Annotated in this window: 12 protein-coding genes; 11 read left to right on the top strand and 1 reads right to left on the bottom strand. The window is 34.7% G+C overall.

Translation table 11 applies throughout. From position 1 onward, the window contains the following. Positions 1-371: 371 nt before the first annotated feature. On the top strand, positions 372-1,994 hold the full coding sequence (locus tag HMPREF2642_RS04545) for a BCCT family transporter (protein WP_002469734.1): 1,623 nt from the start codon (positions 372-374) through the stop codon (positions 1,992-1,994). An 88-nt stretch (positions 1,995-2,082) separates the two neighbouring features. Here the strand turns inward: HMPREF2642_RS04545 and HMPREF2642_RS04540 are convergent, their stop codons facing one another. After that, complete coding sequence (locus tag HMPREF2642_RS04540; protein ID WP_030059178.1) at positions 2,083-2,637, bottom strand: choline uptake/conversion transcriptional regulator CudC; 555 nt, start codon at positions 2,635-2,637, stop codon at positions 2,083-2,085. A 287-nt stretch (positions 2,638-2,924) separates the two neighbouring features. Here HMPREF2642_RS04540 and betB point away from each other — a divergent pair, with 287 nt between their 5' ends. The 10 genes from betB (at position 2,925) to HMPREF2642_RS04490 (ending at position 16,338) form a co-directional block, all read left to right on the top strand. Further along, positions 2,925-4,415 (top strand): betaine-aldehyde dehydrogenase, encoded by a 1,491-nt coding sequence (betB, locus tag HMPREF2642_RS04535; RefSeq protein WP_023351054.1) that lies wholly within the window; start codon positions 2,925-2,927, stop codon positions 4,413-4,415. A gap of 166 nt (positions 4,416-4,581) precedes the next feature. Then, positions 4,582-6,300: a choline dehydrogenase gene (gene betA, locus HMPREF2642_RS04530; protein WP_070597697.1), complete on the top strand. Its 1,719-nt coding sequence runs from the start codon at positions 4,582-4,584 to the stop codon at positions 6,298-6,300. A 243-nt stretch (positions 6,301-6,543) separates the two neighbouring features. Then, complete coding sequence (locus HMPREF2642_RS04525) at positions 6,544-7,719, top strand: M20 family metallopeptidase (RefSeq protein ID WP_030059176.1); 1,176 nt, start codon at positions 6,544-6,546, stop codon at positions 7,717-7,719. Between the two features lie 18 nt (positions 7,720-7,737). Continuing rightward, positions 7,738-9,120 carry an MFS transporter gene (locus HMPREF2642_RS04520; protein WP_030059174.1) on the top strand — a complete coding sequence of 461 codons (1,383 nt, stop codon included), beginning with the start codon at positions 7,738-7,740 and terminating at the stop codon, positions 9,118-9,120. Positions 9,121-9,271: 151 nt separating this feature from the next. Beyond that, positions 9,272-9,484: a sterile alpha motif-like domain-containing protein gene (locus HMPREF2642_RS04515; RefSeq protein WP_023351057.1), complete on the top strand. Its 213-nt coding sequence runs from the start codon at positions 9,272-9,274 to the stop codon at positions 9,482-9,484. 35 nt (positions 9,485-9,519) lie between these two features. Further along, positions 9,520-9,990 (top strand): antibiotic biosynthesis monooxygenase family protein, encoded by a 471-nt coding sequence (locus tag HMPREF2642_RS04510; protein ID WP_030059173.1) that lies wholly within the window; start codon positions 9,520-9,522, stop codon positions 9,988-9,990. A 434-nt stretch (positions 9,991-10,424) separates the two neighbouring features. Then, a complete protein-coding gene (locus HMPREF2642_RS11820; RefSeq protein WP_030059172.1) occupies positions 10,425-10,790 on the top strand; it encodes a hypothetical protein in 366 nt (121 codons plus the stop codon). A 271-nt stretch (positions 10,791-11,061) separates the two neighbouring features. Continuing rightward, positions 11,062-12,648 (top strand): acyl-CoA synthetase MbcS, encoded by a 1,587-nt coding sequence (gene mbcS, locus HMPREF2642_RS04500; protein WP_030059171.1) that lies wholly within the window; start codon positions 11,062-11,064, stop codon positions 12,646-12,648. 239 nt (positions 12,649-12,887) lie between these two features. Then, positions 12,888-15,515, top strand: coding sequence for a pyruvate, phosphate dikinase (gene ppdK, locus HMPREF2642_RS04495; protein ID WP_037550613.1), 2,628 nt, complete (start codon positions 12,888-12,890; stop codon positions 15,513-15,515). A 1-nt stretch (position 15,516) separates the two neighbouring features. Continuing rightward, positions 15,517-16,338: a pyruvate, water dikinase regulatory protein gene (locus HMPREF2642_RS04490; RefSeq protein WP_002432738.1), complete on the top strand. Its 822-nt coding sequence runs from the start codon at positions 15,517-15,519 to the stop codon at positions 16,336-16,338. Positions 16,339-16,656 lie beyond the last annotated feature (318 nt).

The following is a 16,656-nucleotide window of genomic DNA, read 5'->3' as shown; positions in this document are numbered from 1 at the left end:
CTCTACGGTTTACATAAACTACTTTTCAATGAAATTGGAAAGTAGTTTTTCTTTTGTATAAGGAATTATTTCTTTAAGAGTCGAAGTTTTGAAAATAAATAAATATTCTTTGAATGCGTATTTTTATGCATAATCAACATTCTGTAAAATTCGTTTATTTTGTTAAATTTTAATTTAACACTGTTGTCATAGTCATTTTAAATGAGCATTAAAATGCCTCAAACTATATAAATATTCACTATAACGGTTAAAAATCTTTGTATGTAATTTGCATTATTATTAAAACTTCGTTATTGTCTTTTTTGTGAATCAATAAATATTGAGCGTAATTGAACACACGATTCATAAAAATAATATTAGGGGGATCACAATTGAAAAAGGAAAAAGTTATGGACTGGACGACCTTCATAGGCGTAGTCATAGTATTACTTTTTGCCGTTATACCTATGATGGTTTTTCCGAAAGCAAGTGAAACAATCATCACAGACATCAATAGTGCCATTTCTAATTCAATTGGTTCTGTGTATTTATTTATGGGACTGGCAATCTTTTGTTTCGTTCTTTACATAGCGTTTGGTAAATACGGCAATGTCACATTAGGGAAAGCAAGTGACAAGCCAGAATTTAATAATTTCACATGGGCTGCGATGCTATTTTGTGCGGGTATCGGCTCAGATATCTTGTATTGGGGTGTGATTGAGTGGGCGTTTTACTACCAAGTCCCACCTAATGGCGCAAAACCAATGTCAGATGAAGCACTTCAATATGCGACACAGTATGGTATGTTCCACTGGGGCCCTATTGCATGGGCTATCTATGTATTACCAGCACTACCAATCGGTTATCTTGTGTTCGTTAAGAAACAACCGATTTATAAAATTAGTCAAGCTTGTCGACCTATTTTAAAAGGTCAAACTGATAAATTTATCGGTAAAGTTGTAGATATATTATTTATATTTGGTTTACTTGGAGGTGCCGCTACGTCATTAGCACTTGGTGTGCCAATGATTTCAGCTGGTGTTGAGAAGTTAACTGGTTTAGATGGAACTAATATGGTGTTACGTTCAATCATCTTATTAACCATTACAGTTATATTCGCAATTAGTTCTTATACTGGATTGAAAAAAGGTATCCAAAAATTAAGTGACGTCAACGTGTGGTTATCATTCATATTACTAGCGTTCGTGTTTATCGTTGGTCCAACAGTGTTTATTATGGAAACAACGGTAACTGGGTTCGGTAACATGTTAAGAGATTTCTTCCACATGGCGACTTGGATGGAACCATTTGGCGGTATTCATGGTCGTAAGGAAACTCATTTCCCTCAAGATTGGACAATTTTCTATTGGTCTTGGTGGTTAGTATATGCACCGTTCATCGGTTTATTTATCGCCCGCATTTCTAAAGGTCGTACACTTAAAGAAGTAGTATTAGGTACAATGTGTTACGGTACATTAGGATGTGTATTATTCTTCGGTATTTTTGGTAACTATGCAGTTTACCTACAAATTACTGGACAATTTAATGTTATTAATTATTTAAATAGTCATGGTACTGAAGCAACAATTATTGAAGTAATGCATCAGTTACCATTCCCAACAATTACAATTATTTTATTCTTAATCTCAGCATTCTTATTCTTAGCAACAACATTTGACTCTGGTTCTTATATCCTAGCAGCTGCATCACAGAAAAAAGTTATCGGGGAACCTTTAAGAGCCAATCGTTTATTCTGGGCATTCGCATTATGTTTACTTCCATTCTCACTCATGTTAGTGGGTGGCGAGAGAGCACTTCAAGTATTGAAAACAGCATCAATATTGGCCAGTGTACCTTTACTCGTCATTTTCACCTTTATGATGATTTCCTTCCTCATCATACTGGGTCGAGATCGAATAAAACTTGAAACACGTGCAGATAAATTGAAAGAAGTTGAACGACGATCACTTCGAATCGTTCAAGTCAAAGAAGAACCAGAAGACGATAATTTATAAATACTAATTCAAAAAAGCCAAGGGATATTCACGTTTAAATACGTTTGAATATCCCTTGGCTTTTTTACGTTATAATTTAAATTTAATTTTATTCATTTTCATGTTCAGGAATAGGGAAGTATTTGAATATTTCTCCAGATTCCAATGACTCGCTTAATTGTTCTAACCATTCATAATATATTTTTGAATGATCTAATTGAGCTTTAACATTTAACGCATTTTCTTTTGCTTCTTCATCTAAATTTTCTTTGTTTAATAGTGGGTTGATGATCTTTTCGGCATCTTTAATTGCTTCCATGTTAGTATCGATTTCTCGTTCCCATTTTCTTGTAAAGAAGTTTCTAAAGAAATTAAAGAAGTCTTTCTCTGCGATAAAATGTTGCTTACGACTTCCGCGTGTAAATTGTTGTTTAACAATGTCGTATTCTTGAAGTTTCTTTACACCTGAACTCATACTTGGTTTACTCATTTGTAGTTGTTGACGCATCTCATCTAGTGTCATGCTGCCTTCAAAAACCATGATGCCATATAAATTGCCGACGCTACGATTAATACCATACAAATCCATCGTTTCTCCAATAGAGTTTATCACTAAATCTTTCGCTTGTTCGACTTGGTGCGCGTCATTATTCGTACGTGTCATCACTGCACCTCCAATTCTAATATTCAATTTTTTTACCACGTCAATTAAGTTAAATAACTTAAAATTGAAAATTTTACATGCCAAACTATTATAAAACCTTTTTACAAAAATTAAAATTAATTTATCAAATTAAAGTTGTAAGTAAGGAGAATAATGTTAAGTTTGGATATTTACTTGTGTATTACAAATGTATTTTAAGAAATTGACACGTTTTCAATACCTATGCTAACATAAATTTGTAAAATTCGTTAAATAAAAATTTAACAAACTTAACGGAGGTTGTTTTGATGGAACTTGTAGATAAATTATCAAACCGTCAGTATATCGATGGTGAATGGGTTGAAAGTTCAAATAAAAATACAAGAGATATTATAAATCCTTATAATCAAGAAGTTATCTTTACAGTAGCTGAGGGGACTAAAGAAGATACGGAAAGAGCAATTTTAGCTGCAAGAAGATCATTTGAAGAGGGCGAATGGTCACTTGAAACAAGTGAAGTTAGAGGTAAAAAAGTAAGAGCCATCGCAGATAAAATTAAAGAAAATAGAGAAGAATTAGCTAAACTTGAAACATTAGATACTGGTAAGACATTAGAAGAATCTTATGCAGATATGGATGATATTCATAATGTATTCATGTATTTCGCAGGATTAGCTGATAAAGATGGTGGCGAAATCATTAATACGCCAATCCCAAATTCTGAAAGTAAAGTTATCAAAGAACCTATCGGTGTAGTTACACAAATCACACCTTGGAATTATCCTTTACTTCAAGCATCATGGAAGATTGCACCTGCATTAGCTACAGGTTGTTCTTTAGTTATGAAACCTAGTGAAATTACACCATTAACAACAATTCGTGTATTTGAATTAATGGAAGAGGTTGGTTTCCCTAAAGGTACAATCAACTTAATTCTAGGTGCAGGTTCAGAAGTTGGCGACGTTATGTCTGGCCATGAAGAAGTTGACTTAGTATCATTCACAGGCGGTATTGAAACAGGTAAACACATCATGAAACAAGCTGCTGACAATGTAACTGAAGTTGCTTTAGAACTTGGTGGTAAGAATCCAAACATCATTTTTGACGATGCAGACTTTGAATTAGCAGTGGATCAAGCGCTAAATGGTGGTTATTTCCACGCAGGTCAAGTTTGCTCTGCAGGTTCTAGAATTTTAGTTCATAACGATATTAAAGATAAGTTTGAAAAGGCACTGATCGACCGTGTAAGTAAAATTAAAATTGGTAATGGTTTCGATCAAGACACTGAAATGGGACCAGTTATTTCAACTGCACATCGTGAGAAAATTGAAAATTACATGGAAGTTGCTAAACAAGATGGCGCTACAATTGCTATCGGTGGTAAACGTCCTGAACGTGAAGATTTACAAGCAGGTTTATTCTTTGAACCTACTGTTATCACAGATTGTGATACATCAATGCGTATTGTTCAGGAAGAGGTCTTTGGACCAGTCGTAACTGTTGAAGGTTTCTCAGATGAAGAAGAAGCAATTCGTTTAGCTAACGATTCAATCTATGGATTAGCTGGTGCGGTATTCACTAAAGATATTGGTAAAGCACAACGTGTAGCTAACAAATTAAAATTAGGTACCGTTTGGATTAATGATTTCCATCCTTATTTCGCTCAAGCGCCATGGGGAGGTTATAAACAATCAGGTATCGGTAGAGAACTTGGTAAAGAAGGACTTGAAGAATACTTGATTACTAAACACATCTTAACAAACACGAATCCAGAACCAGTGAATTGGTTTAGTAAATAATTCTTCCATTTGAAAAAGTATGCTGATTTAATTTTCGAAATTAAAAAATATTCATTGCGAGTGAGCGCTTAGAAAAACATAATGGCGCTCACTTCAATATGTAAAACCTTTTAAGAAAGAGATGTTGAAAAACAAAGAAAACTATCAATTTTGGAGGTCGAATTTGATGAGTAGAAAACATGATTCATATGATTACATCATTATTGGTGGCGGAAGCGCAGGTTCAGTACTAGGTGCCCGTCTATCTGAAGATAAAGATAAAAATGTATTAGTATTGGAAGCTGGACGTAGTGACTATTTCTGGGATTTATTTATTCAAATGCCCGCAGCATTAATGTTCCCATCTGGTAACCCATTCTATGACTGGAGATATCAAACTGAAGAAGAACCTCATATGGGACGTAAAGTTGACCATGCTAGAGGTAAAGTGCTTGGTGGATCAAGCTCAATTAACGGTATGATTTATCAAAGAGGTAACCCAATGGACTATGAAGGCTGGGCAGAGCCAGAAGGTATGGATACATGGGACTTCGCTCACTGCTTACCATATTTTAAAAAGTTAGAAACAACTTATGGTGCGTCACCTTATGATAAAGTACGTGGACATAACGGACCGGTTAAATTAAAACGTGGACCTGCTACAAATCCATTATTTAAATCATTCTTTAATGCAGGTGTTGAAGCGGGATATCATAAAACACCAGATGTAAATGGCTTTAGACAAGAAGGATTTGGTCCATTCGATAGTCAAGTTCATCATGGTCGCCGTATGTCAGCATCTAGAGCGTATTTACGCCCAGCAATGAGACGTAGAAATCTAGACGTAGAGACACGTGCATTCGTTACGAAACTTAATTTCGATGATAACAATAGTAAAAAGGTAACAGGCGTCACTTATAAGAAAAATGGTAAAGAACAAACGGTTAAAGCTAACGAAGTCACCTTATCAGGCGGTGCGTTCAACACACCTCAATTATTACAATTATCTGGTATAGGTGATTCAGAGTTCTTAAAATCTAAAGGCATAGAGCCACGTATGCACTTACCAGGTGTGGGTGAAAACTTTGAGGATCACTTAGAAGTATACATTCAACATAAATGTAAACAACCTGTATCATTACAACCAAGTCTTGATGTAAAACGTATGCCGTTTATCGGTTTACAATGGATCTTTGCGCGTAAAGGTGCCGCAGCATCTAACCACTTCGAAGGTGGCGCATTTGTAAGATCAAATGATGAAGTGGATTATCCTAACTTAATGTTCCACTTCTTACCTATAGCTGTACGTTATGATGGCCAAAAAGCACCTGTTGCGCATGGTTATCAAGTTCACGTAGGTCCAATGTATTCAAATTCAAGAGGTAGCTTGAAAATTAAATCTAAAGATCCATTTGAAAAACCAAGTATCGTGTTTAACTACTTATCAACTAAAGAAGATGAACGCGAGTGGGTAGAAGCAATTCGTGTTGCACGTAATATTCTTAAACAAAAAGCTATGGATCCATTTAATGGTGGAGAAATATCACCAGGACCAGAAGTACAAACTGATGAAGAAATTCTAGATTGGGTACGTAAGGATGGCGAAACAGCATTACACCCATCTTGTAGTGCTAAAATGGGCCCTTCTTCAGACCCTATGGCTGTTGTAGATCCATTAACTATGAAAGTTCATGGCATGGAAAACTTACGTGTCGTAGATGCATCAGCAATGCCACGTACAACAAATGGTAATATTCATGCTCCAGTTTTAATGTTAGCTGAAAAAGCAGCAGACATTATTCGTGGTAGACAACCATTAGAACCTCAATATGTAGATTACTATAAACATGGTGTTCATGATGAGAAAGCTGGCGCAATGGAAGACGATCCATTTTATCAATATTAATCGAACTAAGTTCGTCAATTAAATGAACAAAAGCTATTCTATAATTAGCGAAGCCTTTAAGTGAATTGAATTCAAATTCATTTAAAGGCTTTTTATTTATGTTTTGGTAATTCATTTTCTATTAATTTTCAAAAAGTATAATATTGTAGTTGTTAATATCATAAATAAAAAATATAGTAAAAAGACACTGTGCAACATTCCTTGACGATTAAGTTCTATAATTGAATTGAGGAGAGGATATAAATGAATCAAGAATTAATTAAACGTTTACGTGAGAAAGAAAGTAAAATGATTGAAATCAGACGATATCTTCACGAACATCCTGAACTTTCTTTTCATGAAACTGAAACGCCTCAATACATTGCCGATTTTTATAAAGAGAAAGATTGTGACGTTGAAACGAATGTAGGACCCAATGGTGTTAAAGTAACAATTGATAGTGGGAAATCAGGTAAGACGATTGCGATTCGTGCAGATTTTGACGCATTACCTATTGAAGAACAAACTGGACTGTCATTTGCTTCAAAAAATAAAGGCGTTATGCATGCGTGTGGCCATGATGCGCATACAGCATATATGCTTATTCTCGGAGAAACATTGATAGAAATGAAAGAACAATTCAAAGGTAAAGTCGTTATCATTCATCAACCTGCAGAAGAAATGCCGCCAGGTGGGGCCCAAGGTATGATTAAAGATGGTGTGCTTGATGGTGTGGATCATGTATTAGGTGCGCATGTTATGAGTACGATGGAAGCAGGTAAAGTCTTTTACAAAGAAGGCTATGTTCAAACAGGTCGTGCTTATTTTAAACTAGTTGTACAAGGTAAAGGTGGTCATGGTTCATCACCTCACATGGCTAATGATGCAATTGTGGCTGGTTCCAACTTTGTCACTACTGCTCAAACAGTAGTATCAAGACGTCTGAACCCATTTGAAACGGGTGTAGTCACTATAGGTTCGTTTGATGGTAAAGGTCAATTCAATGTGATTAAAGATCAAATTGAAATAGAAGGAGACGTTCGTGCTCTAACTGACCAGACTAGAGATACAATTCAACAAGAATTAACTAGAATTGTTAAAGGTATAGAGGAAACATTTGGAGTAACATGTGAATTCGAGTTCAAAAAGGATTATCCTGCGTTATATAATGATCCAGAATTCACTTCATATGTCGCAGAAACAATCAAAAATGCACAAATTGATGATATTAAAGGTGTTGAGATATGTGAACCTCAGCCACCATCAGAAGATTTTGCATTTTATGCTACTGAATTACCAAGTACATTTATTTATTCAGGTGCTGCACCTGAAGATGGTGATATTTACCCTCACCACCATCCTAAATTTAATATTAATGAATCATCAATGCTTGTTGCTGCTGAAGCAGTGGGCACTGTTGTTTTAGATTATTTAACTTAAAAGGAGATTTAATCATCAATGAATCAGCAACATGAATACATAGGGACTCGTAAACTTTTAATAGGAATCGTATTAGCAGTCATCACATTTTGGTTATTTGCTAATTCTTTAATCAATGTAATTCCTAATTTACAAACGTCATTTGGCAGTTATTTAAGTACAATAAGCATTGCGGTAAGTCTAACAGCTCTATTTTGTGGCATGTTTGTAGTTGGAGCGGGCAGTTTGGCAGATTATTTTGGACGTGTACGTTTAACGATAATTGGACTATGGTTAAATATTTTTGGCTCATTACTTATTATCGTTTCTGACTACATTCCGTTATTATTGATGGGACGTGCAATTCAAGGTCTTTCTGCTGCATTGATTATGCCTGCGACACTATCATTAATTAAAGCATACTATCATGGTGACAAACGTCAGCGTGCGCTCAGCTTCTGGTCTATAGGCTCCTGGGGAGGTTCTGGTTTCGCATCTTTATTTGGAGGGATGATAGCTACATTCTTAAGTTGGAGATGGATATTTGTCTTTTCAATTATCGTCTCCCTCATTGCAGTACTTTTAATTAAAGGTACGCCAGAATCTAAGAATCAACATGCATCATCAAGACAGTTTGATATTGTGGGTCTTATTTTACTAGTTGTAATGATGCTCAGTCTAAATATTATGATTACACAAGCTGCACATTTAGGTTTATTTTCCGTAGCGATTGTGTCATTATTTGTTGCATTTGTGTTATCTACAATATTATTTATCATCCTTGAAAATAGAAAACGCTATCCACTCATCGATTTTGCTTTATTTCGTAATCGATTCTATACGAGTGCGACATTTGCTAATTTTTTAATTAATACAGTTGCTGGTACGCTTCTCATAACGAATACGTTTGTCCAACAAGGTATAGGTTTAAGTTCATTTGAAACAGGTTTGTTGTCACTCACGTATTTGATTGCAGTATTAACAATGATTCGAGTAGGAGAGAAAATCTTACAAGAGTTTGGTCCTAGAAAACCTATGCTAATTGGTACGATGTCGACAACAGTGGGAATATTCTTAATGTCGATTACGTTTTTACCTATTCCAGTGTATATCACTTTATGCGTGATAGGATTTTTATTATTTGGATTAGGTTTAGGTTTATTTGCAACGCCTTCGACTGATACAGCCATTTCTCATTCTCCAGAGGAAAAGGTAGGCGTCGCCTCAGGTATTTATAAAATGGCTTCTTCAATAGGTGGCGCTTTTGGTGTGGCCATTTCAGGTTCAATTTATAGCATATTTTCAACATTATTTGATCCAAAATTAGGAGCAATGATGGGGCTATGGTTTAATACAATGATTGCTTTCACTGCATACTTTATTGTATGGCTCACACTTCCTAATACTAAAAAGACCTCATAAGAATCGTCTATTTTCTTTAAATTAAACAAACGTTTTAAAGAGTTTTCTTTTTGAAAATGCAAATAAATTTCACTGAATATTCTTTGATATGATGTTTTATGAGTCATTTCGTGATAGTATAAATTTATATTACGAAAAAAGGGGTGTTAGCGTGAGTTTCTATGAATTTATTCAGAACTTTGTGGGAGATCAAACGCCATTGGGAGAGTTAGCGGCGTGGATTAACCAAGATGCTCATTTTCCAATTGAAGAGACTGTAGCTGATAATATACTCAATTATTTCAATGAACTTAAAGATTTCGATCATGAACTCATAGAAATTGTTAAACGCTCATTATCCCTTTATGAACAAAGTAGGATGTAATACTTATAAATTGAAGTGAAATGAAGGAATTATATATGTTAATCAATGATGCATACAAGGCATATATTATAGAAGAAACTGATCATTCTTTTATGATAGAGAAAAATAATGATAAACAATATTACGAAGTGCTAGAATCTATAAATACACTATCGAACGACGCATTTTGCGTGTTAAATCATCTTTTTGTTAATGAAGGAAACGAAGAAGCTTTTGAACAAAAGTTTTTACAAAGAAACAAACACTTAGAAAATGTACCAGGATTTAGAGCGTTGAGATTTTTAAGACCTAAAACTGTAGGTCGACATTATATAATCGTAACTTTATGGGAAGATCGACAAGCATTTTATGATTGGCAGAATTCTGCTGAGTACGCAGAAACACATAAGAAACGTGGAACATCAAAAGGTGTGGATCATCGCATTGTTAATCGCGATTTATCATATAATGTTAGAATTGAACTTGAAAAACTTCATCATCATATAGATTTTGAAAGCGTCATATAGGTAAATAGGTGGAGAGAAGGGCAGAAATATAATTCTATTGTCCCGCATCCAACTTACATAGCTTGTTGAAATCTTTAAAATAATTTTTGATTTGGGAGTCCACCAATAAAAATGTTTAGAATTGTAGAAAATTGATGTAAGCGCAGTTTTAAAATAGTCATCCATTGCTAATATGTTAATTAAGGCTAAGACAATCATTTGTGTCTTAGCCTTCTTATTTATAGGCATTTAATTCTAAACTGCTTTTACAAGTTTAAATTGGTAAACGTGCCCCTCACTCATAATTAGAATAGAAGGTTTTGAGGTCACTGTATCATTTTGACAATATGACATTTCTCAACTTTAATAGTTATAAAGTCGATTAACGATTTCCAAATACGATTAAATATTGAAAAATAGACAAATTTAAATAGTTAGGAGAGCACGAATCTAAAATGAATTTTTTCAAACTCATTACGATAATTTGTTCCTTAATTCCAATAGAGTTTATCGGCCTAAATATTGATTATCATACGGGGTCACTAATAGGTTATATTCCATTTGTGATTGTCGCGCTCTTAGTGAGTTTATCTATTTTTAAAACTGGTATAAAAAATAACATAGGCATTGTAATATGTAGGGTCATTGGGATATTTCTCTCTTGGATATGTGTTCATTTATTTATGAATGTTTATAATTCATCAGGTTATTTCACCCCATTTTCGACAGATGGTTTTGCAATATTTCTAGGAGCCATTCATGTCATAGTCATTATAATTATCTATTTAGTTATCTATAGTTTCTCTTCTCTAAATAAGTGATTGTATCAATATAGACACAAAAGGCTAGTTTAATGCCTAACCGCGTAAGGATTATTTTTAAAAGTGACTTATAAGTAACTGTTTCTGATTCTGTTCATCATATTCCTTACGCATATACAGTGCTCTAATAAGTAATACAAGAACAATTATCAATATAACCCCAATAATACTAAAAATACAGAAAATTACTATAATATAAGTTTAATCCATTTGAATGGACTTTAAGTTCTGATAGTATGAGTATGAATGTGAATTGAAAGGAAGTACAGTTATGAACAAATCAGATTTACTTGCTCCAGAGAAATATAATATTATTTCTGAAATTGAAAAATACGCTTCAGATTCATCTAAAAAAGCGATTATTTATAAAGATAACGAACATGATAATATTTCAGTAAGTTATGAAGAGCTATTGCAAAATGCAAATAAAGTAGGGAATGTCTTTTTAAAACATGGTCTTAAAAAAGGTGACAAAGTATTAATCATGATGCCACGCGCTATCGCCACATACGAATTATACATCGCTGCGTTAAAATTGGGTATCGCAATTATACCAAGCTCAGAAATGTTACGTACAAAAGATTTACAATATCGAATTACACATGGTGAAATTGATGCAGTGATTGCATTTCACACATTAACTAAAGAATTTGAAGGCGTTAAAGAATACGAGGAACTTACTAAATTCATTATTGCTGGTCATCAAGATGGTTGGATTTCTATTGAAGATGAAAAAGCTAACGAAAGTAATGAACTTGAAAGTGCTGAAACGACACGTGATGATTTAGCAATTCTTTCATATACTTCGGGAACTACTGGTAATCCTAAAGCTGTTACACATTCTCACGGCTGGGGATATGCGCACTTACAAATGGCACCGAAACATTGGCTATGTATCAAAGAAGATGATCTTGTGTGGGCAACGGCTGCTCCAGGTTGGCAAAAGTGGGTATGGAGTCCGTTCTTATCAATACTAGGAACTGGCGCAACAGCCTTTGTATATAATGGACGTTTCCAACCAGAAACGTATCTTGAATTATTACAAGATTATCAAATTAATGTATTATGTTGTACGCCGACTGAATATCGTATGATGGCAAAATTAAGTAATCTAAATGACTATCATTTAGAACATCTACACAGTGCGGTTTCAGCAGGCGAGCCACTTAATCGTGAAGTTGTAGAGCAATTTAAGAACAACTTTAATCTTACAGTAAGAGATGGTTATGGTCAGACTGAAAGTACATTGCTTATCGGTTTTCTTAAAGATACAGAACCACGTACGGGGTCTATGGGTAAAGGCATTCCAGGTAGTTTTGTCACAATTATTGATGATGATGGTAATGAAGTTCCACCTCAAACTAAAGGTAATATCGCTGTGCCATTAGATTTGCCTGCATTATTTAAAGGATATTATAAAGATGAGGAACGTACGAAAGCGGCTTCAGCAGGTGATTATTATGTCACAGGAGATTTAGCGCATAAAGATGAAGATGGCTATTTCTGGTTTGAAGGACGTCGTGATGATATTATTATCAGCTCTGGCTATACAATCGGTCCATTTGAAGTAGAGGACGCATTGACGAATCATCCTGCTGTTAAGGAATGTGCAGTGGTTGCTAGTCCTCACGAGATTCGTGGTAATATTGTTAAAGCCTTTATCATTTTACAAAATAACTATGAAGGCAATGATGAACTAGTTAAAGAACTTCAGACATTCTGTAAAAATGAAGTGGCCCCTTACAAATATCCTAGAGCAATAGAATTTGTCGATGATTTACCAAAAACAAATTCTGGTAAAATTCGCCGTGTCGAACTGCGTGATGCGGAAATTGCAAAATACAATAACCAAGATTAATTTAATTCGTACTATAAAGTTATAATTATGTATTAAACTGTCGATTCAGTATTAAACTGAGTCGACAGTTTTTTGTGTATAACATATTTATATTTTCACTAATGTTGTTTTAAAGGCTTTTATTCACGTAATCGTAATATTTATGAAATCCTTTTCATAAAAATAGTTGTAATTATTCTTTTAATATGACATACTAAAAAATGATTAGTATGACATATTAAAAGAAGAGGTGGTCTATGATGACACAATATATTTATGCATTTGACGAAGGACGCATTTCAATGAAAGATTTATTAGGTGGGAAAGGTGCTAACCTGTCTGAGATGAAACGTTTAGGTTTACCGGTACCTGATGGATTTACAATTACAACCGAGGCATGTATTGATTACTTAAAACAAAATGAACAATTGCCAACAGAAGTTAAAACACAATTGATACATCACTTAACGTCCTTTTCAGAAAGAACAGGAAAATCATTCTCCTCTGACGAAGATTTATTATTAGTTTCAGTGCGTAGTGGCGCAAAAATTTCTATGCCTGGAATGATGGATACTATCCTTAATTTAGGTTTGAACGATGACAACGTGAAGAAACTTGCTGATAAAACAAATGATGCACGCTTCGCCTATGACTGTTATCGACGTTTATTACAAATGTTTGGTGAAGTCGTTTATGGTATCCCTATGATGGCATTTGATACATATTTTGATGATTTCAAAAATAAACATAATTACAAGAACGATGCGGATATACCTGCTGACGGCTTGCAAACGATATGTGAAAGGTTTAAAGAGATTTACCGAGAAGAGGTATATAAGCCATTTCCTCAAGAACCATTAAAGCAATTAGAGGAAGCGATTGAAGCGGTATTCAAATCTTGGGATAACGATCGAGCGCGTGTATATAGAGAATTAAATGATATTCCGCATGATATTGGAACTGCAGTCAATGTGCAAGAAATGGTATTTGGTAATAGTGGAGAACAGAGTGGTACAGGTGTTGCGTTTACCAGAAACCCAGTTACTGGTGATAACCAATTATTTGGAGAGTACTTACTTAATGCGCAAGGTGAAGACGTTGTAGCAGGAATTAGAACACCACAAGATATTGATACATTAAAGGCGCAAATGCCAGAGGTTCATCAAGAATTTGTTGAAGTGACAAAGCAACTTGAAACACACTATAAAGACATGCAAGATATCGAATTTACGATTGAAAACGGCAAGCTTTATTTACTTCAAACACGTAATGGGAAACGTACGGCAAGAGCTGCCATTGAAATTGCTGTGGATATGGTTAATGAAGGTTTAATCACTCGCAAAGAGGCAGTAGCGAATGTGGATGTAAAATCAATCGATCAATTATTGCATCCTAATTTTAAGGAAGAAGCCTTAGAGCAAGCAACTGTTATTTCGAAATTAGGGTTACCTGCAAGTCCAGGTGCAGCAACAGGCCAAGTCGTCTTCTCAGCTGAAGATGCGAAAGAACAAGCTGAAAAAGGTCATCGTGTAGTTCTGATGCGTCCGGAAACGTCCCCAGAAGATATTGAAGGTATGATTGCTAGTGAAGCTATCGTTACAACTCATGGAGGTATGACATCTCATGCAGCAGTTGTGGCAAGAGGGATGGGTAAATGTTGTGTTACAGGTTGTTCAGATGTTGAAATCGATACTCTAAATAAAACGGTTTATTATTCAGATGGCGAATTGAATGAAGGTGATGTGGTTTCGGTAGATGGTTCCACAGGAGATTTATATGTAGGTGAGATTGAAACGGTCAATGCAGAACACAGTGAAGCATTTGAACAATTTATGGAATGGTCTGAAGAAACTGCGCGCTTACAAGTCAGAATGAATGCCGAAACACCTCAAGATATTAAAGCAGGATATAATTTTGGTGCTAAAGGGATTGGACTTGTAAGAACAGAGCATATGTTCTTTGGAGCTGAGCGTTTAATAGAGATGCGCCGATTTATTTTAGCTTCAGACCATGAAGCACGTATTGGTGCATTAGAGAAGATTAGAACGTATCAAGTAGAGGATTTTGAAGCTATATTTAGACTTTCTCAAGACCGACCTACAATTGTGCGCTTATTAGATCCACCATTACATGAATTTTTGCCAAGCTCAGATGAAGACATCGCAAGCGTTGCCGAACAACTTGATATTCCTAAAGATGTATTACGTAAGCGTATCGCTGAACTCAACGAAGTTAATCCTATGTTAGGTCACCGTGGTTGTCGCTTAGCTATAACTTATCCTGAGTTATACGAAATGCAAGTAGAGGCGATTATTGAAAGTGTATTGAAACTTAAGAAAGAGGGCATAGAGTGTCATCCTGAAATTATGATTCCACTTGTTTCAACTGTTGAAGAGTTTATTACTCTAAAAGGCCGTTTAGCAGAAACAATTACTCAATTGGAAAATGACGCAAAAACAAATGTGAATTATCTTATTGGTACAATGATCGAAACACCGAGAGCATGTTTAATTGCGCAACAACTCGCACAACATTGTGATTTCTTTAGTTTCGGTACAAATGATTTAACACAATTAACTTATGGTTTTTCAAGAGATGATGCAGGGAAATTTATAAACGTGTATACTGAAAGTAACATTTTACAGATTGATCCATTCCAAACATTAGATAAAGATGGTGTGGGACAATTGATTCAATACGCGGTTGAACAAGCTAAGCAAATAAAACCAGAGATCAAGATAGGCGTATGTGGTGAACTTGGTGGTGATGCTAAATCAATTCATCAATTTAATCAATGGTCTATTGACTATGTATCATGTTCGCCATTCAGAGTACCTGGTGCGATATTAGCTACTGCTCAAAGTCAGGCGGAGGAAAGCGAGCGATAAGGTGGAAGAGAAGAACGATCAAGTTTTAAAGTTATTTATTGTTTCGGATTCAATTGGGGAAACGGCACAACGTATGATTCATGCTACATTAACCCAATTCCCAGATTTGACCCAAGTTGAGATTAAGAAATTTCCGTACATTAAAGATGAACAAGAATTTCTTAATGTGCTTCAACTTGCTCGAGAACAAAATGCAATTGTAGCGACAACATTAGTGAGCGAATCATTTAATGCTTTAGGTCATCAGTTTGCGAAAGAACATGATATTCCATACGTCGATTATATGTCAGAGTTAATTCGAATAATTGAAACGCATACAGATGCTAAACCTTTAATGGAAAGTGGCGCATTACGTAAACTTAATGATGAATATTTCAAACGTATTGAAGCTATTGAATACTCAGTCAAATATGATGATGGTAAACATTTTACAGATATTGGTGAAGCGGATGCGTTAATTGTAGGAGTTTCACGTACGTCTAAAACACCATTAAGCATGTATTTAGCCAACAAAGGTTATAAAATAGCAAACATCCCTTTAGTACCGGAAGTTGCCATTCCAGACAATGTATTTCAACAAAAGGGACTAAAAGTGTTTGGCTTAACTGCAAGTCCGAACTATATTGCAAACATTCGTCGCAATCGTGCTGAAACGTTAGGGTTATCTGCTGAGTCTACATATAATAGTTTGGAACGAATTAAGAAAGAACTCTCTTATGCAGAAGAAGTTTTCAAAAAATTGAATGCTACAGTCATCAATACTGAGTATAAATCTATTGAAGAATCTGCATTTTATATAGAAAAGTTTTTAATGCAACGTTAAATTGCTTATTTTAACAGTACGAGGTTGAAGTAGAAAACTTTAACTTTGTGCTGTTATTTCATGTTGATGTGGGTGTGCATTAAGAGCAATATTGTAGTCGGATTAAAAGAGAAAAAATATTTTGTAATTAATATATTTTAGTATAAAAAAATTATTATTAAACAATTGAATAATCTTAGTTAGAATAATTTACATTTCCTTATTGTTGCTTTAACATAGAAGTGTAGTAACTAGTAAAGAGTTTAAGATGCTCTTTAATTTTTGGAGTTGTGAATTGGGATTTAATAAAAGAACAACTCTAATGTACTGGTGTAATAT

This window comes from Staphylococcus sp. HMSC055A09, from assembly GCF_001809655.1.
Lineage (GTDB): Bacteria > Bacillota > Bacilli > Staphylococcales > Staphylococcaceae > Staphylococcus > Staphylococcus capitis.
Note: the sequence above shows the minus strand (reverse complement) of the source record. Positions and strands in the feature narration are given on the sequence as shown.

Excerpts from the sequence above, each read along its gene's own strand:
- HMPREF2642_RS04510 (WP_030059173.1), top strand. The coding sequence starts at position 9,520 with ATGTTAATCAATGATGCATACAAGGCATATATTATAGAAGAAACTGAT.
- HMPREF2642_RS04520 (WP_030059174.1), top strand. The coding sequence starts at position 7,738 with ATGAATCAGCAACATGAATACATAGGGACTCGTAAACTTTTAATAGGA.
- mbcS (WP_030059171.1), top strand. The coding sequence starts at position 11,062 with ATGAACAAATCAGATTTACTTGCTCCAGAGAAATATAATATTATTTCT.
- betA (WP_070597697.1), top strand. The coding sequence starts at position 4,582 with ATGAGTAGAAAACATGATTCATATGATTACATCATTATTGGTGGCGGA.
- HMPREF2642_RS04540 (WP_030059178.1), bottom strand. The coding sequence starts at position 2,637 with ATGACACGTACGAATAATGACGCGCACCAAGTCGAACAAGCGAAAGAT.
- HMPREF2642_RS11820 (WP_030059172.1), top strand. The coding sequence starts at position 10,425 with ATGAATTTTTTCAAACTCATTACGATAATTTGTTCCTTAATTCCAATA.
- HMPREF2642_RS04525 (WP_030059176.1), top strand. The coding sequence starts at position 6,544 with ATGAATCAAGAATTAATTAAACGTTTACGTGAGAAAGAAAGTAAAATG.
- betB (WP_023351054.1), top strand. The coding sequence starts at position 2,925 with ATGGAACTTGTAGATAAATTATCAAACCGTCAGTATATCGATGGTGAA.
- ppdK (WP_037550613.1), top strand. The coding sequence starts at position 12,888 with ATGACACAATATATTTATGCATTTGACGAAGGACGCATTTCAATGAAA.